Origin of the sequence: Deinococcus frigens DSM 12807 (assembly GCF_000701425.1) — a bacterium.
Lineage (GTDB): Bacteria > Deinococcota > Deinococci > Deinococcales > Deinococcaceae > Deinococcus > Deinococcus frigens.
The window spans coordinates 1-20,571 of sequence record NZ_JNIW01000020.1; the positions used below are offsets into that span (position 1 = coordinate 1).

Consider the following 20,571-nt stretch of genomic DNA (forward strand, 5'->3'; position numbering starts at 1 on the left):
TCAGCGCCAGAATCTCGGCAAGGGGACGACGTTCTGCCAGGAGCGCAAAGAATTGCGCTCTGCGCCGCTGGACGGCACAGGTACTGGTCTCGAAGAGCTGCCAGAAGTCAGCCGCTTGATGTGCGAGGGAACGAATGAAGAGTGCAGGTTTCATCCCTCTATTATAAACTGTTTAATCGGAATCCGTATGAGTCCTACTGCGTCTACCTGATCTCAGGCCGGAGCGCAGGCGAGAAGGAACCTAACTCCCAGAGCAGACGCAGGGCGGGGCATGCATCATCAGGCAGTCTGGTTTGAAACCCAAGCCACTCAGGGAGAATTCGCCTCCACACCCACACGGGAGCCGTCGCCCACCAGACTGAGGCACAGCGCCGCTTCCGATCCCAGAGCGCTGAGGGTGCCGTGCATTCCAGCGGGAATGGCGAACACGTCGGTGGCCCTAAGCTCAAAGGTCTGGCCGCCCACTTCCAGCCGCCACTGTCCATCCAGCGGCATCAGCAGATGCACATCCGCCGCGCCCACTGCGGTCTGTCCGCCCGCTTCCAGGCGCAGGAACGACAACGAGAAGCCCACGGCATCGTGAACTGCGGCGGCTGAGCCAGGGGCAGAACTGAGGGCCATCAGCTCCTCGCCGCCGTCCTCACGGGGCCGCGCATCCAGGTCATGAAAATGGGCGATACGGGCCAGCACCTCCGGGCGCGAGAATTCCAGTTCAGGAATGTGCAGCTCGCGCGGCGGGAAACTCAGGCCGCCGCCGATCAGGCGTCCGTCGTCGTCCACTTCCAGACCACGGGCGCGGCCCTCCTCGATCACCGAGGCGGCCAGCTTCACGGTGTTCGCCACGCCGTCCCCCTGCACCACCGCGAACATCAGCGCGGGCTGTGCCGAACGGTTGGTGAACCGGCGGTTGACGCCCACCGGCACGCTGAATACATCGCACGGCCCCAGGTGGACGCCCACCTCGCTCCCCGCCCCCCAGTCGAAGCGCCAGGTGCCGGAAATGGGCATCAGGACCTCGGCGGTGGCGTGGTTGTGCAGGCCCACACCCTTGCCCGGCGGGCATTCCAGAATGGCGACGTTGATGCCTGCCGTCTCGCTGATATGCGGCCCCCGGTCCGTGACGGTGGCCCCCATGATCGCGTAGACCTTGCGGGCGTACAGGTCCGGCATCTGGCCGTCTACCAGCACGTCGGCGCGGGGTTCGGGCAGCTCGCGCAACCGCGCCAGCCGCTGCTGAAGATCAAATGTGGTCATGGGGAGTCTCCTGCTGTGAGGCTGGACTGGGTGCTGAAGGCGAGGCGGACGCGCCCAGATACGCGCCGCGCAGCAGTTCGGGGCGGCGGCGCAGTTCGTCGGCGCGGCCCGCATGCACCACCTCGCCCCGGTTGAGGACGTAAGCGTGGTCCCCGATGTCCAGCGCCAGGGCCGCGAACTGCTCGACCAGCAGCACGCCCACACCATCGTCGGCCAAGCCGCGCAGCACCGGCATCAGGCGGCGCACCACGATGGGTGCGAGGCCCAGGCTCAGCTCGTCGACCAGCAGCACCTGCGGGCGGCCCGCCAAGGCGCGGGCAATCACCACCATCTGCTGCTCGCCGCCCGAGAGCATTCCGGCGGCCACGGTGCGGCGGGGAATCAGTTCGGGAAAGAGGCCGAACAGCTCATCCAGGCTGCGCCCCCGCCCCGCCGCCCGCAGGTTGTCCTCGACGCTGAGGCCCGCGAAGACCGTGCGGCCCTGCTCGACGTGAGCCAGCCCCCGGCGGGCGCGGGCCTCGCGCGGCTGCGCGGTAATGACGGTCCCGTTCAGGCGGAGTTGCCCACCAGACACCGGAATCACGCCGGACACCGCTTCCAGCAGCGTGGTCTTGCCCGCGCCGTTGGGGCCGAGCAGCACCGTGACCTGGCCGGGGGGTGCGTGCAGGGTGACGCCGCGCACCACCGGGAAGCCCCCGCGGGCCACGCTCAGCTCCTCGATCATCAGGCCGGTGTCCGCTTGATCTACGATGCCCGTCATGCCGCGTCCTCGCCGCCCAGGTAGGCGCGGACCACCTGCGGGCTGCCCAGCACCTCGGCGCATTCGCCAGAGGCGATCACCTGCCCAAAGTCCAGCACCGTGACCTGTGAGCAGGCCGCCGCCACCAGCGCCATGTCGTGTTCCACCAGCAGCACCGCGCAGCCGAAGACGGCAGGCACCTCGCGCAGCCGGGCGGCGAAGCGCAGCGACTCGGCCTCGTCCAGCCCCGCGCCGGGTTCGTCGAGCAGCACGATCTGCGGGCGGGCCGCCAGCAGCCCCGCGACCTCCACCAGCCGCCGGGTTCCCACGTCCACGGAGTCCATCGGGCGTTCGGGGTGGGGGCCGCCCAGAAAATGCAGGGCTTCGAGCAACTCGGCCCGGCCCAGATCATGGCCCGACAGCAACCGCAGGTACTGCTCCACGCTCAGGTCGGCAATGGTGCGGTCCTGCTGGAACGAGCGCCGCAGCCCCAGCCGCGCCCGTCCGTGGGCGCTCACGGCGTCGATGGACCGCCCGCCCAGCGCCACTGTTCCCATGTAGCCCTTGAAGCCGGTCACGGCGTCGATCAACGTGGACTTGCCCGCCCCGTTGGGACCGATCAGAGCGGCCACCGTACCGCGCTCGACGCGTAGATTCACTTCTAAAAGGGCCGCGACCTGGCCGTAACGGACGCTCAGGTTGCTCAGCTCCAGCACCGGGCCACCAGGGGCTGATGTGACACGGGGTCTGCTTTGCTGCGTCGCGGGCAGGGGCGGCAACCCGGCGGGCAGGTCACGCGCCCGGCGGTGCGCGGCCACCAGGCGCAGCCGCGCGGCCAGTCCGCCGGTGCCGCGAAACAGCGCCTCCACCGCGCCGAGGGCGAACAGCAGGCTGGTCAGGTCCTGCGGCAGCCCAGTGCGGCGCAGAATCTCCGGGACCAGCGCCATCGCCACGCCCGCCACCAGCGCCCCCTCCCAGTACTGGGTGGCGAGCATCACGCCCAGCGCGAAGGCCATTAAAGAAAAGACCGGCTCGAAGTTGGCGCGGCTGACCGTCAGCAGTTGCCCGATGAGCAGCCCCCCGCCCACCCCCGCCACGAAAGCGCTGAGGCCAAAAGCCCACAGCTTGGTTCCCGGCACGCTCAGGCCCAGGGCGGCGGTGGCCCGTTCGCTGCGGCGCACAGCGTCCCAGGCCAGTCCGGCGCGGCGGCGACTCAGCCAGGCCAGGCCCAGGGCCAGCGCCACGAAGACTGCCCAGCAGAAGGCGAAGTAGGCCGGATCACCAGCGAGCAGGGCCGGGCGGGTCACATACTCCCCGCTGTCCGCGCCGGGAAAGGCGTTCAGACCCAGTACCACATCCACCGCGCTGGCAAAGCCCAGCGTGACGATTGCCAGGTTGACCCCGCGCAGCCGCAGCGCGGGCAGCCCGATCAGCAGCCCGAACGGCACCGCCACCAGGCCGCCCAGCAGAATCTGGAGCGGCAGGACCAGAATGCCCTGCGTGTTCAGCCCCGCCACCACGAAGGCCCCGATGGCCGCAAACGAGAGCTGGCACAGCGAGATCATGCCCGCCCGCCCATACACGATGCCCACGCTCAGGGCCGTGACCGCCGAGATGACCGCGCCGGTGGCGAGGAACAGCCAGAAGCTGGGGAGGACCAGGCCCAGTCCGGCCACGGCGACAGCCAGCACGCCGAGAACCAGCCCACGGACCGGGGGGCGAGAAGTGGCGGCGGCAGGCGACGGCGTGCGCGCGGCCTCAGCGGGCGGCATCCCAGACCTCCCCGCGCTGGGTCCACAGCAGCGCCAGCAGGACCATCACAAAGGGCAGGACTGAGCGGTACGGAGAAACGGCGTCAAAATACGTCGCCAGCCCCTCCAGCAGCCCCACGGCCACCCCGCCCAGCAGCGTGGCCGTGAAGTTCTGAAACAGGCCCAGCAGCGCCGCCGCCATCGCGGGCAGCACCAGAAAGCTGAGGCTGCTGAAATCCGCCGGGCGGGTGGGGGCGATCACCAGCACGGCAACGGTGGCCGCCGCACCTCCGAACAGCCACACCAGCAGCGAAAGCCGCCGCGCCGGGATGCCCAGCAGCTCGGCGGTGGTGGGCCGCTCGCTCAGGGCGCGGAGCTGCACGCCCAGCAGTGTGCGGTTCAGAAATGCGCCCACGCCCAGCGCCAACGCCGTTGCCAGCCCCAGCGCCAGCAGCGCGTCACTGGAAATGGTGACCCCCAGATCCAGGCTGGCCCCCGGAAAGGCCGATGGCACGGCCTTGGGCGCGTCCCCGAAGGCCCGGTGCGCCAGCCCCAGCAGCCCGATCAGCAGCGCGATGGTGACGGTAGAGCGCACGCCCACCGAGACCTCGAAGAACCAGCGAGACATGACCCAGCCGATGCCGCCGCTCAGCAGCGTGCCGACAGCGATGCCGCCCAGGGCCGCCACCCAGTACGGCCAGCCCAGGTCCAGAAATTCCAGGCTGGCATACGCGCCGAACGCGCCCACAGCGGCGGTGGAAAAGTTCAGCACGCCCACCATGCGGTACAGCAGCACCACGCACGCGCCCAGCAGGGCGTAAGCGCCGCCCGCCGCCAGTCCAGCCAGGGCCGACTGCAACATCTTGCCGCGCCTCCCTTACTGCCCGGCGGCGGGCAGGCGCAGCCAGGTGGTGTTGACCGTGACCCACTGCCCGCCGCGCAGCCGCACGATCTTGACCGACTGGTTGGGGTTGTTGGCCCCACTGCCGAAGGTGTAGGCCGATCCCATCAGGGGTGAGCGGTAATTCTTCAGGCCGCGCAGGGCCGCCGTGACGCTCTGGCGGGTGATCTCACCCTTGACCTTTTTCAGCGCGTCCACCATCACGTTGGCGGCCACGTACCCGGCCTGCGAGAACGAGTTGAGCGGCACCTTGCTGGCGTTCATCAGGGTGTGCCAGTCGGTCAGGGTGCCTGCGCTGCCGGAGAACGGCTCGAAGGCGCTGATGGCGTACATGCCGTTGCCGACGTTCCCCAGCGCCTTGGCAAGACGGTCCGTGTACGCCGCCGAGAGCATGATGAAATCAATCCCCTTGATCTTCTGGGTGCTGGCCGCATTCATCCAGGCCACCACCTGCGGCTCCACGCCGCTGAAGATGACCGCCTCGCAGCCCGCGCGCTGCACTTTCAGCAGCGTGGGCGTCAGGTCGTCGCCGGGGCGCAGGGTGCGGTCCAGCAGGGCAAGCTTCTGGCCGCTCAGCTTTTCCCAGCGGGCCACGGCCCCGTCGTACCCGGCGTTCTGGGCCGGGTTGGCGTTGCCCACGAAGCACACTTTGCCCCGCTTGAGGGTGTTGCTGGCGTAGTACATGGCGGCGGCGGCCTCGCTGTACGGCCCAACGTTCACCGGCGCGATGTTGGCGGAGGTAAAGCACTTGGTGTCGATGCCCACCCCCGACACCGACAGCACACTGCGCTGCGCGTAGAAGGCCGCGTTCACGTTACACTCGATGGGGCTGGCCGATCCCGCCAGCGCCACCACGCCCTCATCGTCGATCAGCCGCCGCGCCGCCTGCGAGGCACCCGCCGGATCGAATTTGTCGTCCTCCGAGATGTACTCGATCATTCGCCCGCCAATGCCACCCGCCGCGTTGACCCGGTCAAAGACGGCTTTGGCGGCCTGACTGGATTCGGGAAAGACGGCGGCCCCGGTCAGCGAGCTGATTGCGCCGATCTTGATGGGGGCCTTATTCTGGGCCAGTGCGGTCTGGGCCGCGCCCAGCAGCAGGGTGAGCAGCGCCGCAGCACCCAGGATGGAAGCTCTCGAAGACGACTTTTTCGCGCTTGGCATGTTCGTTTCCTCTCTGGGGGTGAGCGAATGGGGGCGGCCCACGCACGGAAGCGTGGCGTGGCGATCACCTCCCGGCACGGCTTGCCAGGCAGGAAAACATTTAAAACTCGGAAACGAGGTTGTAGACGCTTAGCCTGCGGCGCGGACCTGGCAGGGGCAGTGACTTAAGTTACGCCGGGGCGGGAGTCAGGTCTCTCCCTGGCGGCCCAGCTCCCGGTGCAGCGCGGCGGGATCAAGAATCTGAACGCCGCCTGGACCCGTTGCCACCACGCCGCTGGCACGCCAGTCCTGCAATGTGCGGGCCACCACCTCGCGCACGCTGCCCACCGCGTCGGCCAGTTCCTGCTGGCTGCCGGGAACGGTGAACGGACTGGCCTCTGGTTGTTCGGCAGCCAGTTCCAGCAGGTGCCAGGCCAGCCGCTGCCGCACGCTGCCAAAGGCCTGACCCGCCAGCACCGCCAGAACGCCGTACAGTTGCCGGGCGGTTTCCTCGGCCAGCAGCAGGGCCACGCTCGCCTCGCGCCCGGCCAGTTCGCGCAGAAATGCAGCGTCCAGATGCAGCAGTTCGCAGTCGGTCAGGGCCTGCACGCTGGCAGGTGGTGGCCCGGCCAGCAGCGCGGCCACGCCCAGCAGGTCGCCCCGGTGGGCGTAACGCACGGTGATCTGCCGCCCCTGCGCCGACATCATGAAGACCCGCGCCAGTCCGCTCAGCACCAGCGTCACGCGGTCAGGGGCATCGGCCTGGCGGTAGTAGAGCTGCGGCGCAGAGAGCTGCTGGTACTGTGCGCCGCGCAGAAGTTGCTCCCGCAGCGCCTGTTCCAGCGTTCCCAGAGGGCTGGCCCGCAGACCTTCGCCTGCCTGCCCGGTGGGAGACAGGCCATTCGAACGCTGCCCGGACCGTTCCATCAGCCCGCTGAGGACCAGGGCGGCCGGTTCCGCCGTGAAGCAGGGAAGATCAGGCAGGGACCGGGGACGGCCTGTGGACTGCGGCGCACATCCTTGCCCTGGCCTGACCGGGCGGCAGGCCCACTGTAGGCCGTCCCCGCTTCGCCACATCCCGCCGCAGGTTTCCCAAAATGCATCATCTGGATGTGGAGTCTACAGGGCGGACGTATGAACTGTTGTGGACATGCCTGTCAGTGACCAGAGAGACGGGCCTACCACAGACACGGACCTACGGCTCCCACCAGTCCGCCAGAAAGCCTGCGAAGGTGCGTGATGTGCCTACGCTACGGACGACAGCGACACCGCCAGAGCGCCTGCAGACCTGCAGCAGCCCGGTTAGCGCGGCAGGCCCACAATATTCAGGGTGAAAGATTCAAGGTGAAAGTGCCTCACCTTGCAGCCTGAAACTGGGTGTAAACCCTGGGTCGGTCAGGCCGGGCCGGTCCAGGCCGAAGCGCTCGATTCCAAAGGTGGTTTGCCCAGTCAGCGTCAACTCAGCCGCGATCTTTCCCAGCAGACTGCTGAACTTGTAGGCGTGGGCCGCGCCGCTCACGATCAGGATGTTGGGGTGCTGCGGCAGAAAGTCCACGATGAAGTCACGGTCCGGGGTCATGTCGTACAGGCAGGTCTTGGTATAGAGTTCTGGCCCCAGAGCGCTGGGCAGATGGGCCTGCATGAAGGCCCGCAGGCTGTGGTCAGAACGCTGATCCCTGTCATAGCTCCGGGTCTCGGCGGTGGTGGCCTGACCCCCCACATCCTCGGCGGCCTTCACGGCAGCCTCCCCATACACCGGGAAGCCGTAAAAGCAGTGGTCTTGGTTGCCGTAGTAGATCCACACGGGAAAGCGGCCCACCGCAAAGTCGCGCAGATGAGGCGAGCTGAAATACGATACCTGTTCGCGGGTCACGGTGATGGGTAATTTCAGGCCCACCAGCCTCAAAACGGGAGTGAGCCAAGCCCCCGCCGTCACCACCAGTCTGCGGGCGCTGAAGCGGCCCTGCGTGGTGTCGATGTCGACGCCATCGCTGTGGGGCGTGATGCCCTGCACGGCGGTCTGGTCCAGCAGGGCGGCCCCGTTGCGCCGCGCCATCAGGGCGTGGACCATCACACCCTTGCGCGCGTCCACCAGACCGGCATCTTTCTGGTACAGCACTTGCACGTCCCCGGGCAGCCGGAACTGGGGAAAGTGGCGCATGGTGTCCTCAGCACTCCACGTCTCGAAGTCGATTCCAGATTCGCGCATGGCCGCCGCGAAACTGCCCAGTTCACCGGGCTGGCCCGCCGGAGTGGGCGACAGGTCCAGGCCACCGGTTTTAAAGACCAACTGAACGCCCGATTCCTCTTCCAGCTCGGCGAAGCAGGGGTAGGTGTGGACGGCGAGGTGGGTGTAGTCGGTCACGCCATACGACAGCCGGATGATCCGCGAGTGGTCATGGGAGCCGCCCCGTTCGTGGCCGTGTGCGAACTGCTCCAGGCCCAGAACCTCGCCCCCGAGTTCCCTGGACAGCCAGTACAGCGCCGCGCTGCCCAGGCCGCCGCAGCCCAGCACGATGGTGTCGAAACTTCGCTTCATGTCAACGGTCTCCTCAAAAGTTTGGAAAGCGGCCAGGCTCAGCCGGAAGGGGCGAAGGGCGGCGTGGCCTCGACCAGCCCGAAGCGCCCGGTGAGCAGCGGATGACGCCGCCCGGCGGCCCAGTCGGCAATGATCTCGCCGTGGACCGGCAGGAACTTGAAGCCCACTCCCGAACACGCCGAAACCAGCAGCACTTGTGGGGAATCGGGATGGGTGTCGTAGATGAAATCTCCAGTGCGGGTGGTGGTGTACAGGCACGTTTTGATCTGCATGACCGGTCCCGCCGCGCCGGGCAGATGATCTTCGAGAAAGGCGCGCATCATCGCAGTCAGTTTGGGCTGGGGCAGGCCATCACGGGTGTCAGGGTCCACCTGCGGGCCGCTGGTGTGCAGGCCGACCTTGACGCCGGGCAGGTGAAACAGCGGAAAGCCGTAGACCTCGGGCATCTGGTGGTGGATGAACAGCGGAAAGCGGCCCAGCGCGAACGCCTCTGGCTGCGTGGGGCGGAAGAAGACCACCTGTTCCTGGGTCACCCGCAACGACGGGGCCAGATCAGGCACCAGCCCCGGCAGCCAGGCTCCGGCAGCCACCACCAGCCGCCCGGCGCTGAAGGTCCCGCATGCGGTGTGAACGGCAGGAACTGCGGGGTCACTCAGGTCAAAGCCCAGCACGGGCGTTCGGTCCAGAAGCGTCGCCCCCAGCACGCCCGCCATGGCGGTGAGCAGTTCCAGAGTCAGGCTGGGATTCAGAATGCCCGCCTCCGGGCTATAGACCGCCTGCCAGTCGTCGCCGGGCCGCCACTGCGGATAGCGCCGGGCCAGCGCCAGAGCGTCAAGAACCTCGAAGTCCTGCCCGCCCTCGCGCAGGTGGGCCTGGATCTCCGCCAGGATGTGGGTCTGGGTGTTCCCCAGATCGAGCAGACCCGCAGGCCAGTACAGTTGCGTGGCGTAGTCGGTCTGAAACTGCTTCCAGAGCGTCAGCGCGCGGGCCGCCATGGGGGCGTACTCGCGCACGGTTTGCGACAACCGGAAGATGCGCGACGGCCCGGCGCTGCTGCCGCGCTCATGGCCGAAGGCAAACTGTTCGAGCAACAGCACCTGCTGACCGCGCCGCGCCAGCTCATGCGCCCCGGCGATCCCGGCCATCCCACCGCCGACGATGATGGTGTCGTAGCCGGTGTTCACGTGTTCAAGTCTCCTCCACAGACAGGCGAAGCAGGCATCCTCACGACCTCAGCGGGTCGCCGTGCGGTACGGGCGGTTGAGCCGGTGTTCCAGCACGGCGAACACGCGCGAGGCAACGTTGGACAGCAGGAAGTAGATCAGCCCCGTTGCCGCGTAGAGCGCCACCGGCTGGTACGTGACCGACACCAGTCCGCGCGTGCTGAGCAGCAGCTCGGTCACGGTGATCACCGAGGCCAGACTGGAATCCTTGAGCAGCCCGATGAACTGGTTGCCCAGCGCCGGAAGCGCGATGCGGGTGGCCTGCGGCAGTTGCACCTCGAGCAGCACCTGGAGAGGCTTGAGGCCCAGCGCAGTGGCGGCCTCGCGCTGCCCGGAGGCCACCGCATTCAGACTGCCGCGCACGATCTCGGCGGTGTAGGCCCCCGCGAACAGGCTCAGGCCGATGGCGGCGGTGGTGAAGGCAGGCAGGGTGATACCGGTGAGCTGGGGCAGCGCGAAGTAGAGGAAGAAGAGCTGCACCAGCAGCGGCGTGCCGCGAAACAACTCGATGTAGGCCACCGCTATCGCCCGCAGCACGATCACCCGCGAGGATTTGGCGACTGCCGCCAGCAGCCCCAGCAGCAGCCCGCCGATGCTGGCGAAGAACGTCAGCGCCAGCGTGATCTGGGTGCCTTGCCACAGGCTGCTCAGAACATCAGGATTGAGCAGGATCTCCACGGCCTAACGCCCCTGCCTGGACTGCTCCTGCCTGGACAGGGCCACTACTTGCTCGGCACGCTGAGGTCCAGGCCCACCCATTTCATTGAGATTTTTTTCAGGGTACCGTCGGCGCGCATGTCGTTCAGCGCCTTGTTGACCGCCGCCGCCAGGGCGGGCGAGTTCTTGGCGAAGGTCACGTAAGTCGCGTCGCTCGCCACCACCGGGCCGACCGGCATCATCTTGACGCCCTTCTGAATGGCAACTGCGCCTACCGATTTCTCAGTCAAAAAGGCCTGTACGCGCCCGGCGGCCAGCGCCAGGAAACCCTCCTGCTCGCCGGAATAGCTCACGATCTTATCGTGGCCCTTTTCCTTGAGCGTGGCCTCGAAGGTGGTCCCCAGCGCGACGCCCACCGGCTGCCCCTTGAGAGACGCCAGACCCGTGGCCTTGGAGCCGAGGGGAGCGAACAGTTGCACGCCGTCGTAGTAATACGGCGCGTCGCTGAAGTCCACGGCCTTGGCCCGCTCGGGCGTCTTGCCCTGAGAGGCCACCGCCAGGTCGAAGATTCCTGCCTGGATGCCGGCGATGATCGAGGGAAACTCGGTCTTGACCACGTTGACCTTGACCCCCATGCGTTTGCCCAGCTCGTTGGCGACATCGACATCGAAGCCCTCCAGCCCGCCCTTGAGTGACGGCTGCGAGAAGGGCGGGTACTCGCCGGACATGGCCACCGTCATCACGCCTTTTTGCTTGATCTGCGCCAGATCGGTGGCGTGCGCCAGGCCACTGAGGAGCAGGGCGCAGAGGGCAGCGGTCTTGATCGTTCTGGACTTGATCGTTGTGGACATGGGGGTTCCTCCTTGAGCCAAGAGATCGGGGAATCGGGGCGGCGGCGGGCGGCGAATGGGGGTCAGGTCAGAGAACGGCGCAGGGGCCACGGTCAATCTGGAGGCAACCCGGCACCCAGCACAGTGTGGGTCACGCGCCACAGCAGTTCCGGGACCACCCCGAAGGAATACGGCACATGGACGCGCTCCAGGGGCTGATGATAATCGCGTCCCCAGGGGCCGATGTTGACCACCGGGAAGCGCAGGGCGTCGGGTGGGGCGGGGTCGATGTGCGCGGGGTGGGCGGTGTGCCGCGCCAGCACCTGCTCTGTGGCGTCGTCGGCAGGCTGCCCCAGAAAACTCATGTCCGAGATTCCGGGAAAGGCGTGACGCAGACGCAAGCTCTGACCCGTCTGGCGGGAGAGGTCGGCGGCGTGGGACTGTGCGGCCCCCAGCAGGGCGTGGTCATGCGGGTGACCGGCGAGGTGGGTGGCCGGATAGTGCAGCGCCCCGAAGCCCAGTACCACCGCTGGTCCGGTCAGCCCGGCCAGGGTCGTCAGCGCCGCCATGATCTCGCGGCTGTCCGCCAGCGGATTGGGGCCAGCGGGGCCGTCCTGTACGCGCCGCACCGCTTCCTCTCCAGCGCGGGTCACGGCGCGGCCCCGCAACTCGCCGAAAGTTAGCACCTCGGCCTGCGCGCCCGCCAACGCCGCCGCATTCGGACTGTGTGCCGCCGCCGCCCGCGCCGCGAACTCTGCCAGGGCGTCACTCGCCGCTGCCTGGGCCACCGCCACGAACTGCGCCAGGACCGCGCCCGGCGTGCGGCCCTGGGTCAGCATGTTGAAGGCGCACCAGACCTGCCCCGGGGAGGTCACGTCGTAGGCGGTCTTGCCGTCGCGCAGTTCCAGGCACACCGGTGGCGCACTGGCCTCGCCGTGGGCCGCGTCGGCCAGCTCGGGGGCCGCTTCTATCCGCGAGATCAACGCAGCGGCCAGCAGCGTGGCGCTCAAGCCGTCGAAGGGGTAGGCGGCGTGGGCGGCCCGCCCGATCACCAGGGCCGAGACCAGAACCTTGCCCACCGTTCCCAGATACACCGCCCGGCCCTCGTTGCCGTCGCCGGTGTCGGCTGTCGCGTCCAGGTTGATGCCTGCCACCACGTCCAGGCTGCGCCCAAGGGCCAGGGCGGGCAGATCGTGGGCCACGGCCCGCGCGCCGCTGGAGCGTCCTTCCTCGTCAGGGGTGGCAACCAGCAGCAGGTGGCCGGGTCTCTCGCGCAGGGGCAGGGCGGCGTAGCGCTCCAGCACGGCCAGACCCGCCGCCAGCCCGCCTTTCATGTCCAGCAGGCCGCGCCCCATCAGGAAGTCGCCGCCCGCCAGGTCACGGACCGTCAGGGCCTCGGCGGCGGTGGGATCAGGCAGGCGGGCGAGGGCGGCGGCTACGGCTTGGCTGAGGGTCTCCGGCTCACAGGCCAGCGGCTGCCATTCCCCGTAGTCCCCAGTTTCCACAGTGTCGTAATGCCCGGAAAGCAGCAGCGTGCGTGCAGAGCGGCCCGGCACCAGGCCATAGACGTTCTGGGCAGCGTAGCCGTGCCGCGCGGGCGAGAGCCATACGTCACCGGGCCGCGCCGCGAACGTCGGCCAGGTCCGCAGCAGCGCCTCCAGCCGCCCGCCAAAGGCCGTCTCGCCCGCGCTGCCCGTGACGCTGGCCCAGCGCGTCAGCGTAATCGCCAGTTCATGGGTGCGCTCCAGCCAGGGGTCGGGCGAGCCTGGGGACGGGACGCGGTGGGGAGCAACCTGACTCAAAAGGCACCTCTGTGTGAGAAACACCAGGACAAGCCCGAACGTAGCGCGCTGCATGAAGGAATAAATCTTGTGGAACTTAATGAAGAAGCTTACTCGCTGCGACATGGCTTGAGAGGAGAAAAGCTCATGCCTCTGCGCATGCTATGACTGAAACTCATGGCTGACCTGAGCCTCTCTCAACTGCGAATCCTGCTGGCGGTAGTCCGGACAGGCAGTTTTACGGCGGCGGCGGTCGAGCTGAACCTGACCCAGTCGGGCGTCAGCCACGCGGTGCAGGGACTCGAGGAGGCCCTGGGTGCACGGCTGCTGGACCGGCACGCGCGCGGCGTGCAACTCACCCCGGCAGGTTTGCGGGCCTTGCCACTGGCCCGGCACCTGCTGGAAGAGGCGACCCGCTTGCAGGCAGAGGCGCGGGCGGTCACGCCGCTCTCGGGCAGCGTGACCATCGCCAGCTTTCCCAGCCTGGCGCTGCATTTCCTCCCGCCCGTGTTGGCACAGGTTCGGTCCACATATCCGGGGATTGATGTTCAGGTGAGCGACGCCTTTCTGGAGCGTCACGCGGTCGAGGCCGCCGTGCTGCGGGGTGAGGCCGACATCGGCCTGACGCAGTTGCCCGCCCACACCCGGCTAATGACGCGGGTGATGGGCGACGATCCCTACGAACTGCTGTTGCCTGCAACGTGGCCCACCGAGATGGATGTGGCGACGCTCTGGGAACAGCCCTACCTTCACCTCGGCCCGGCCACTGACGATTTCGTGATGCAACATCTGCGCCGCTCGGGCATCTCGCTGCGCCCCACGCTGTGCCTGCTGACAGAGAGTGTCATCGTGGCGATGGTGGGCCGGGAACTGGGCTTCACCGCACTGCCGCGCCTGGCGCTGCCTGGCTTGATCGGGGAAGGGCTGCCTCCTTCAGTGGTGCGCCGCCCCCTGCCCGTCCCACTGGTGCGGACCCTGGGGACCGTGACCCGGCCCGGTGAACATTCCCCGGCCAGCCGCCAGGTGCTGGGGCTGATCTGGGCGCAGGGACTGCCAGCCGTATAAGGTGCTGGCCGCGCTGGACACAGGGATTCAGACTGGGCCGGAACGAGTTGCGGAAGACGGCCGACCTAAACTCTGGACATGGCCCCCAACCTGCCCATAGATCTGCGCCTGAACGAGTTGCGCGAGTTGGCCCGCGATCACCGGGGCCAGCGCCTCGATCTGTTCGGCAGCGTGGCGCGTGGGGAGGCGGATACCCACGATTACGACTTTCTGGTGACCCTCGAGCCGTTACCGCTGCTGGAGCATGGGCGGGCCTACCTGTCCCTGCTCAGCGCCCTGGAAGACGCCCTGGCCGCGCCCGTCGATCTGGTAGAGAGCGAGGCGCTGAGTAATCCGTATTTCGCTGCCCAGGTGCAGCGCGAATGCGTCAACATCTACGCCCGTGATCCTCGCACCTGGCTGCACAAAATCGTGAAAGCCGGCGCGCTGGCGTAGTAGTTCGTTGAGGGCGTGACTTTCGAGGAGTACACACTGGACGCCATGCGTTCGTCGGCTGTTGAGCGGCAACTGGGCATCGTGGGCGAGGCGGTGGCGCAGGTGTTGAAGCTGGAGCCAGACGCCCCGCTGGGAGCGGCCCGGCAGATCGGTGCTCCGGTAGGTGCCAGGACAACGCCAATGGACAGCGGCGTTCCCCAAACGTCACGCTATGGTGCTCTATGACCGACCCCTTTCGCAGGCTCAGTCGTCCATCACTGAGTGACCGGCTGCAAAGCGTGACGGAATCGCTCGCAGCGGCAACCATCCCCGCAGATGTGTTCGAGATTGTTCTGAATCCCGCCCTCGAGGCCCTGAAGGCCCTGGCCGGCGTTGTCCTGCTGGGTCAGGGCACGGGAGACCGCTTGCAGGTGGCCGCCACACAGGGGTATGCCAAAGGCGAACAGACCCTATGGCAAGACGGGGCTTTCGATGCGTTCGCTCCCACTGAAGACAGCCTCAAACGGCGTGAAGCCCTGTTCTTTGAGCACCAGGAAGCCTTGACGGCCGCCTATCCACAACTCACGGCTCCCCCTCTTGGGGTGAAGGTGGTCGCCACGGCGGTGGTGCCCATGCTGCTGGGTGACCAGGCGCTCGGGGTCATCGTGCTGGTGTTCACTGAACCCCATCATTTTACGCCTGAAGAGCGCCGCTTCCTTCAGACCCTCGCGGCCCAGTGCGCCCTGGCGCTCGACCGCCTCGCCCTGAGCACCCGGCTGCACCAACAGGCCGAGGCCCTGACCGCGTTCGTGGCCCTCACGGAAGCCGTCGGACTCAACACTGATCTGGACACGCTGACCCAGCGCGCCCGGGACGTGCTGCGGGCCAGCTTCCCTGACGTGTTTATGGCCTTCTTTGTCCCGAACGAGGGACGGTGGGTGCCAGCCTTGCTGGACGAGGCACCTGGCGACCTCAAGCGCCTGCTGGTCACGGGCCTGCCGCTGGACACGCCGGCCTTTCACCAGGCCGTCCAGACCGGGCTGCCGCACTTTGTTGAACACTGGAACAGTGAGGCGCAGAGGATTGCGCACACCGGGGCTTTCAGTGCAGGAGTGTTTGCTCCCTACTTTCAGCAGGGACAACCCGTGGGCATGCTGGTGGCCGTCCTGCAACAGGAGCCCCTCTGGACGCTCCAACACCGGGCGGTGCTCACCGCACTCTGGCGCAGTCTGGGCGGGGCGCTCGACCGGGCCGAACAGGCGCGGCAACTGGAAGGCCGGGCGGCGCTCAACGCCTTCGTGGCCTTGACCGAGGCCGTTGGGACAGAAACGAATCTGCACGTTCTGGCGCGGCACGCGCAAGACGTGCTGCAAGCCTCGGTGCCCGAATTGAGCGTGGTCTACCATGAGCTGGAAGAGGGCCTCTGGAAAGCGAGGATGGTGTCGGACAACGTGGATCCCCAGATCGCGGCCACCGCACGGATGGGGCATCTGCAGGACACGCCCAGCTTCCTGGAAGCGGTGCAGGCCAGGGGACCCGTCTTCACCGATGGCTGGGATCCCCAGCGGGAGGGGATCGCCCACACGGAGGTCTACGGCGCGGTGGCCCTCTACCCTTATTTCAAGGGGGAGCAGCCCTTCGGCATGCTGGCGATGGGCACGGTGGACAGCCGCGTCTGGACTTCCCAGGACCGGGCCCTCTTCACGGCGGTGGGCCACAGTCTGGGTCTGGCGCTCGACCGGGCCATTCAGGCCGAAACGCTTCAGGCTCAAAACGAGGTGCTCGAAGCCCGCACCCAGGCGCTGGAAGCGTTCATGCAGCTCACCAAGGATCTGGGCGTTCAGGGCGACCGGCTGGCCCTGATTCGGCGGGCGCAGGAGGTGGTGCGGTCACTCCTCCCCCAGGGGTACGCGGCGTACTTTGAACCCGAGGGGGGACGCTGGTGGGTGAGATCTCAGGTGGGCTCCATGCGCTCGCCCAGCTTGCAGGCGCTCGTGGATCGGGGGTCGATCTGGAACGCAGTCAAAACATGATGCGGCCCTGGACGACCCGGCAGCCGCTGTATCAAGACGCCTATGACGTCACAACCGATGGGTTGGATCAGGCGGTGCTGCAAAACGTGGGGGCCACCGCGACCCTGCCCCTGATGGAGCATGGGAACGTCGTCGGCATTTTCGGCATGGTTCAGTACGAAGGCCGCACCTGGAGTCCGGCGGACCGGGCCGTGCTCGAAGGTGTGTTGCGCAGTCTCTCCCTGGCGCTGGAACGCGGCGAGAGCGTGGCCAGGTTAGAGATTCATTCGCAGGAGTTGGAACGCAGCAACACCAAACTGGAGGCCGCCAACGAAGAACTCGAAGCCTTTTCCTACAGCGTTTCACACGACCTGCGCACCCCGGTGCGGCACATCAAGAGCTTTGCCGACCTGCTGCGGAAGTCCCTTGGCCCGGAACTGGACGCCAAATCCACCCGCTATCTGGGCATCGTGGACGACGCGGCCAGCCGCATGGACATCCTGATCGACGCCATGCTCGACCTGTCGCGCACTTCCCGTCAACCGCTGGTAATGGGGTTGGTGGATCTGGCGCCCCTGGTGAACGCGGCGCGTACCGAGCTGGAAACCGGGATCCCGGATCAGCGGGTGAGGTGGACGGTCAGTGCGCTTCCACTCGTCGTGGCCGATCGCACCACCCTGCAGCAGGTGATGGTGAACCTGCTGTCCAACGCGCTGAAATACAGCCGCACCCGCCCGGAGGCCCACATCGAGGTCTGGACCGAGGAACGTCCACAGGACTGGGCCGTGTTCGTGCGGGACAACGGCGTGGGCTTCGACCCCCGGTACGTGGACAAACTGTTCGGCGTGTTTCAGCGCCTGCACCGTCAGGACGAGTTTGAAGGGACGGGTGTGGGACTGGCCAATGTGCGGCGGGTCATCGCCCGGCACGGCGGCACCGTGTTTGCCCAGGGCGTGGTGGACGGTGGGGCCACCTTTGGCTTCACCCTGCCCCGCCCACCCTGAAATGCTCTGCACCCTGGAGGTGCTGGTTGGGCCGAAGCCGTCGCTGACGGCTTCACTCACCGAGCAAGACCCAACTGTTGGCCCACTCAAGGGCACCACTGGTTCTTGGTGGAGGCGCATGGCGCAGTACACGAGAAAGGGGTTCGCCTGAGGCTGGGTGTTGCTTCGGACACGGCTTTTTGTTGCTGTAAGAGCTTGTTGCTGTTGTGATGATCGGTGTGACAGGGTCTTGCCATCGGGAACGATCTTGTTAATCAGCCTGGCTCAACGTGCGCAGAATCCGGGATTCTGCTGGCGAATTCAAGCTGCACACAGTTCGGCGAAGCGCGAAAGCCTCGTTCCTCTGGGGCGATCACCGTCCAGCCAGGCACAGAGGCGAACAACATTGAACGGTCAGCAGCCGTAAAATGAGGGGAAGCCGCGACTGGGAAGGAAGCACATCAGTCCTGTAATGGAGCGCCCGCGCGCCTCCATGCGTACTCGCCCTCATTCCGGGGCGAGCGGGTTCACTCCATCGTCCCGGACGCCGGGAGTACAGTGAACAGACGACACACCTGTTTCCAACCATCCCCTGGAGCTTTTTATGCCCGACGAACATGCCCAACTGGAAACGCTGCCAGATGATACGGCCAGTCCCCGGACGCCACCCATTGCCGTGGTGGCCATCGGGGGGTCGGCAGGCGCGCTCAACGCCTATGAACGCTTCTTTCTGGGGGTACCACCGGTCACGGGCCTGGCCTTCGTGGTGGTGCCGCACCTCGATCCCCACCACCGGGGGTTGATGCCGGACATTCTCAGGCGCTGTACCAGCCTGCCCGTCGTCCAGATCGAGGACGGCATGGCCCTCCAGGCCGACCAGGTGCATGTCATTCCCCCTGGCCACAGCCTGTCCGTCCAGGACGGCGTTCTGCGCCTGGAAGACCCGGCGGCCGCCAGGGGAAAGGTGATCGACACGTTCTTTGAAGCGCTGGCCGCCGATCAGGGCGAGCGCACGGTGGGGATCGTGCTGTCGGGCATGGGCAGCGACGGGACGCGGGGCATCCAGGCCATCAAGCAGCGGGGCGGCCGGGTGCTGGTGCAGGATCCGGACACGGCTGAATATGCCTCCATGCCCAGCAGCGCCGCCGCCACCCATCTCGCCGATGACGTGCTGCCCGCCGACGACCTCGCGGCGCGGCTGCTGAGCCTGACCGACCTGACCCAGACGCTCGACTCCGTGGCCCTGATCACGGACGGCGACCCGGAAGGCGCGCCCCTGCAGAAGATCCTGCGCCTGGTCCAGGGCCGCACGGGCCACGATTTCAGCCGCTACAAGCGCACCACCCTGATTCGCCGGATCGAGCGCCGGATGCTGGACTGGCGCGTGCAGGACGTGTCCCAGTACCTCAAGCTGCTCGAAGAGGTGCCCAACGAGACCGAGGCACTGTTCCAAGACTTCACCATCAATGTCACCAGTTTCTTCCGCGATGTGGAGGCCTACGAGGCCCTGAAGGAGCATCTGCGCGCCTACCTCCAGGCCAACACCCAGCAGCAGGACACCCTGCGGGTCTGGGTGGCCGCCTGCTCGACGGGTGAGGAAGCCTACTCGGTCGCCATCGTGCTGCATGAACTGCTCGGGGGGATCAGCGCGGATCACGCGGTCAAGGTGCAGATCTTCGCCACCGATATCGACCAGGTCGCCATCGACCGGGCGCGCCAGGGGCTGTACTCCAGGGATATCGCTTACCTCATTTCGCCCGAACGCCTCAGCCGGTATTTCTTCGTCAAGGGCGACCGCTATCAGGTGCGGGCCGATATCCGCGAGAGCGTGGTTTTTGCCACCCATTCCACTTTCGGCGATCCGCCCTTCACGCGCCTAGACCTGCTGTGCTGCCGCAACATGCTGATCTATGTGAACACTGAGCTGCAAGGCCAGATCCTGGCGCTGTTCCGCTACGCACTGCGGCCCCAGGGCCTGCTGTTCCTGGGGGCCAGCGAGACGGTTGGCGTCCAGCGGGATCACTTCCAGACGCTCGACCAGCGCTGGAAGATCTATCAGCGCGAGGAGGGCGTCGCCGGGCTGCCACCGATGCGCCACGCGCCCGTGGCCACTGGGCCGGGTCAGGAGGCCGGGGGCCGAACAGGACGGCTGCCCAGGCCAGACGGCGGCCGCAGCGTGGAACTGGCCCAGCAGGCCCAGAAGGCGCTGCTGGCCGACTACGCGCCGCCGGCCGTGGTGGTCAACGGGCAGGGTGAGGTGCGCTTCGTCCATGGCCGCACTGCCCGCTATCTGGAGCTGTCGCCCGGACGGGGTCTGAACAACGTGTTCGAGATGGCCCGGGGGGAGCTGCGCTACGAAGTGCCCACCGCCGTGCGTCAGGCCCTGAGTGAAGGCCGCAAGGTCATTCGCAGCGGCCTGCAGGTGGACGTCGAGGGCTCCTGCCAGACGCTGGATCTGATCGTGACTCCACTACCTGGGCCAGAGTCTGGACTGGTCATGATCGCCTTTCAGGAGCGGCCGGACGTCCCTGGAATTTCCGGTCTGGCCTCTCCTGAAAAGACCGATCAGGTGGTGGCGCTGGAGCAGGAACTGCACCACAGCCGGGAAATCCTGCAAGCCACGGGTGAGGAGATGGCGATCACCCTGGAGGAAGTGCGGAGCACCAACGAGGAGCTTCAAAGCACCAACGAGGAACTCCAGAGCAGCAATGAGGAACTGATGACCTCGAAAGAAGAACTCCAGTCGCTCAACGAGGAGTTGAGCACCATCAATGCCGAGCATCAGGTGGTGATCCGCGACCTGGCCCAGGCCAACGACGACACCAATAACCTGCTGGAGGGGGCAGGAACGGCCACCGTCTTCCTGGACAACGACCTGAAAATCCGGCGCTTCACACCGTTCATCAGCGCCATCATCTCGTTGACGCCGGCGGATCTGGGGCGGCCAATTACCGATTTTCACGTCAACTTGCGCTACGGCCACCTGCTCCAGGACATCGCCCGCGTTCTCAAGACGCTGGAGCCCTTCGAAGTGCAGGTTCAGACCCTCGGCACCCATCCCAGGGAGGGGGCTGACCAGACCCGGCGGGACCAGTGGTATCTGATGCGCGTAAGCGCCTACCGGACAGCCGACAACTACATCGGTGGGGTGGTCGTGGCCTTCACCAACATCGACCTGATCAAAGCTCAGGAGCCGCCGGGTGGGCAGGGCGGCTGAGCTGCGGGGCCGCTGGAGCCAGCCTGCTCCCAGAGGTGCTGGATACAGCGGTCATGATGCCC

The 20,571-nt window shown here is 67.0% G+C and carries 17 protein-coding genes; 6 read left to right on the forward strand and 11 right to left on the reverse strand.

Going from position 1 to position 20,571, the window contains the following annotated elements:
• Nucleotides 1-309: 309 nt before the first annotated feature.
• From Q322_RS0109395 to Q322_RS0109445, 11 genes are all read right to left on the reverse strand, one after another.
• On the reverse strand, nucleotides 310-1,254 hold the full coding sequence (locus Q322_RS0109395; protein ID WP_029477655.1) for a cupin domain-containing protein: 945 nt from the start codon (nucleotides 1,252-1,254) through the stop codon (nucleotides 310-312).
• Nucleotides 1,241-2,014: an ABC transporter ATP-binding protein gene (locus Q322_RS0109400; RefSeq protein ID WP_051668392.1), complete on the reverse strand. Its 774-nt coding sequence runs from the start codon at nucleotides 2,012-2,014 to the stop codon at nucleotides 1,241-1,243. The genes Q322_RS0109395 and Q322_RS0109400 overlap by 14 nt, the downstream gene beginning before the upstream one ends.
• A complete protein-coding gene (locus tag Q322_RS0109405) occupies nucleotides 2,011-3,765 on the reverse strand; it encodes a branched-chain amino acid ABC transporter ATP-binding protein/permease (protein ID WP_084147906.1) in 1,755 nt (584 codons plus the stop codon). The genes Q322_RS0109400 and Q322_RS0109405 overlap by 4 nt, the downstream gene beginning before the upstream one ends.
• Nucleotides 3,752-4,606 carry a branched-chain amino acid ABC transporter permease gene (locus Q322_RS0109410; RefSeq protein WP_029477658.1) on the reverse strand — a complete coding sequence of 285 codons (855 nt, stop codon included), beginning with the start codon at nucleotides 4,604-4,606 and terminating at the stop codon, nucleotides 3,752-3,754. Before Q322_RS0109410 ends, Q322_RS0109405 begins: the two co-directional genes overlap by 14 nt.
• 15 nt (nucleotides 4,607-4,621) lie before the next feature.
• A complete protein-coding gene (locus Q322_RS0109415) occupies nucleotides 4,622-5,809 on the reverse strand; it encodes an ABC transporter substrate-binding protein (RefSeq protein WP_051668393.1) in 1,188 nt (395 codons plus the stop codon).
• 186 nt (nucleotides 5,810-5,995) lie between these two features.
• Nucleotides 5,996-6,715: a Crp/Fnr family transcriptional regulator gene (locus tag Q322_RS0109420; RefSeq protein WP_051668394.1), complete on the reverse strand. Its 720-nt coding sequence runs from the start codon at nucleotides 6,713-6,715 to the stop codon at nucleotides 5,996-5,998.
• A 412-nt stretch (nucleotides 6,716-7,127) separates the two neighbouring features.
• Nucleotides 7,128-8,327 carry an N-methyl-L-tryptophan oxidase gene (solA, locus tag Q322_RS0109425; protein WP_029477661.1) on the reverse strand — a complete coding sequence of 400 codons (1,200 nt, stop codon included), beginning with the start codon at nucleotides 8,325-8,327 and terminating at the stop codon, nucleotides 7,128-7,130.
• A 38-nt stretch (nucleotides 8,328-8,365) separates the two neighbouring features.
• Nucleotides 8,366-9,511 (reverse strand): N-methyl-L-tryptophan oxidase, encoded by a 1,146-nt coding sequence (gene solA / locus Q322_RS0109430; protein ID WP_245593202.1) that lies wholly within the window; start codon nucleotides 9,509-9,511, stop codon nucleotides 8,366-8,368.
• Between the two features lie 48 nt (nucleotides 9,512-9,559).
• Nucleotides 9,560-10,228 carry an amino acid ABC transporter permease gene (locus Q322_RS0109435; RefSeq protein WP_051668395.1) on the reverse strand — a complete coding sequence of 223 codons (669 nt, stop codon included), beginning with the start codon at nucleotides 10,226-10,228 and terminating at the stop codon, nucleotides 9,560-9,562.
• A 44-nt stretch (nucleotides 10,229-10,272) separates the two neighbouring features.
• Entirely contained in the window at nucleotides 10,273-11,058 is a 786-nt protein-coding gene (locus Q322_RS0109440; protein ID WP_051668396.1) for a transporter substrate-binding domain-containing protein, read from the reverse strand.
• Between the two features lie 92 nt (nucleotides 11,059-11,150).
• The gene (locus Q322_RS0109445; RefSeq protein ID WP_051668397.1) at nucleotides 11,151-12,839 is read right to left on the reverse strand and encodes a M20/M25/M40 family metallo-hydrolase; all 1,689 of its coding nucleotides are present in this window, start codon (nucleotides 12,837-12,839) and stop codon (nucleotides 11,151-11,153) included.
• Nucleotides 12,840-12,995: 156 nt separating this feature from the next.
• Here Q322_RS0109445 and Q322_RS0109450 point away from each other — a divergent pair, with 156 nt between their 5' ends.
• From Q322_RS0109450 to Q322_RS0109475, 6 genes are all read left to right on the forward strand, one after another.
• The gene (locus tag Q322_RS0109450) at nucleotides 12,996-13,883 is read left to right on the forward strand and encodes a LysR family transcriptional regulator (RefSeq protein WP_051668398.1); all 888 of its coding nucleotides are present in this window, start codon (nucleotides 12,996-12,998) and stop codon (nucleotides 13,881-13,883) included.
• Between the two features lie 78 nt (nucleotides 13,884-13,961).
• A complete protein-coding gene (locus Q322_RS0109455; protein WP_051668399.1) occupies nucleotides 13,962-14,318 on the forward strand; it encodes a nucleotidyltransferase family protein in 357 nt (118 codons plus the stop codon).
• Nucleotides 14,319-14,333: 15 nt separating this feature from the next.
• Nucleotides 14,334-14,543, forward strand: a complete 210-nt coding sequence (locus Q322_RS21715; RefSeq protein ID WP_051668400.1) for a ribonuclease HepT family protein — start codon at nucleotides 14,334-14,336, stop codon at nucleotides 14,541-14,543.
• Nucleotides 14,540-16,330: a GAF domain-containing protein gene (locus Q322_RS0109465; RefSeq protein WP_084147909.1), complete on the forward strand. Its 1,791-nt coding sequence runs from the start codon at nucleotides 14,540-14,542 to the stop codon at nucleotides 16,328-16,330. The genes Q322_RS21715 and Q322_RS0109465 overlap by 4 nt, the downstream gene beginning before the upstream one ends.
• Nucleotides 16,327-17,313, forward strand: a complete 987-nt coding sequence (locus Q322_RS0109470; protein WP_084147910.1) for a sensor histidine kinase — start codon at nucleotides 16,327-16,329, stop codon at nucleotides 17,311-17,313. The genes Q322_RS0109465 and Q322_RS0109470 overlap by 4 nt, the downstream gene beginning before the upstream one ends.
• Nucleotides 17,314-17,896: 583 nt before the next feature.
• Nucleotides 17,897-20,509: a chemotaxis protein CheB gene (locus tag Q322_RS0109475; protein WP_051668402.1), complete on the forward strand. Its 2,613-nt coding sequence runs from the start codon at nucleotides 17,897-17,899 to the stop codon at nucleotides 20,507-20,509.
• Nucleotides 20,510-20,571 lie beyond the last annotated feature (62 nt).

What these genes read in the sequence shown, in the direction of transcription:
- Q322_RS0109395 (WP_029477655.1), bottom strand. Translation starts at nt 1,254, where the DNA reads ATGACCACATTTGATCTTCAGCAGCGGCTGGCGCGGTTGCGCGAGCTG.
- Q322_RS0109400 (WP_051668392.1), bottom strand. Translation starts at nt 2,014, where the DNA reads ATGACGGGCATCGTAGATCAAGCGGACACCGGCCTGATGATCGAGGAG.
- Q322_RS0109405 (WP_084147906.1), bottom strand. Translation starts at nt 3,765, where the DNA reads ATGCCGCCCGCTGAGGCCGCGCGCACGCCGTCGCCTGCCGCCGCCACT.
- Q322_RS0109410 (WP_029477658.1), bottom strand. Translation starts at nt 4,606, where the DNA reads ATGTTGCAGTCGGCCCTGGCTGGACTGGCGGCGGGCGGCGCTTACGCC.
- Q322_RS0109415 (WP_051668393.1), bottom strand. Translation starts at nt 5,809, where the DNA reads ATGCCAAGCGCGAAAAAGTCGTCTTCGAGAGCTTCCATCCTGGGTGCT.
- Q322_RS0109420 (WP_051668394.1), bottom strand. Translation starts at nt 6,715, where the DNA reads ATGGAACGGTCCGGGCAGCGTTCGAATGGCCTGTCTCCCACCGGGCAG.
- solA (WP_029477661.1), bottom strand. Translation starts at nt 8,327, where the DNA reads ATGAAGCGAAGTTTCGACACCATCGTGCTGGGCTGCGGCGGCCTGGGC.
- Q322_RS0109440 (WP_051668396.1), bottom strand. Translation starts at nt 11,058, where the DNA reads ATGTCCACAACGATCAAGTCCAGAACGATCAAGACCGCTGCCCTCTGC.
- Q322_RS0109450 (WP_051668398.1), top strand. Translation starts at nt 12,996, where the DNA reads ATGGCTGACCTGAGCCTCTCTCAACTGCGAATCCTGCTGGCGGTAGTC.
- Q322_RS0109455 (WP_051668399.1), top strand. Translation starts at nt 13,962, where the DNA reads ATGGCCCCCAACCTGCCCATAGATCTGCGCCTGAACGAGTTGCGCGAG.
- Q322_RS0109465 (WP_084147909.1), top strand. Translation starts at nt 14,540, where the DNA reads ATGACCGACCCCTTTCGCAGGCTCAGTCGTCCATCACTGAGTGACCGG.
- Q322_RS0109470 (WP_084147910.1), top strand. Translation starts at nt 16,327, where the DNA reads ATGATGCGGCCCTGGACGACCCGGCAGCCGCTGTATCAAGACGCCTAT.
- Q322_RS0109475 (WP_051668402.1), top strand. Translation starts at nt 17,897, where the DNA reads ATGCCCGACGAACATGCCCAACTGGAAACGCTGCCAGATGATACGGCC.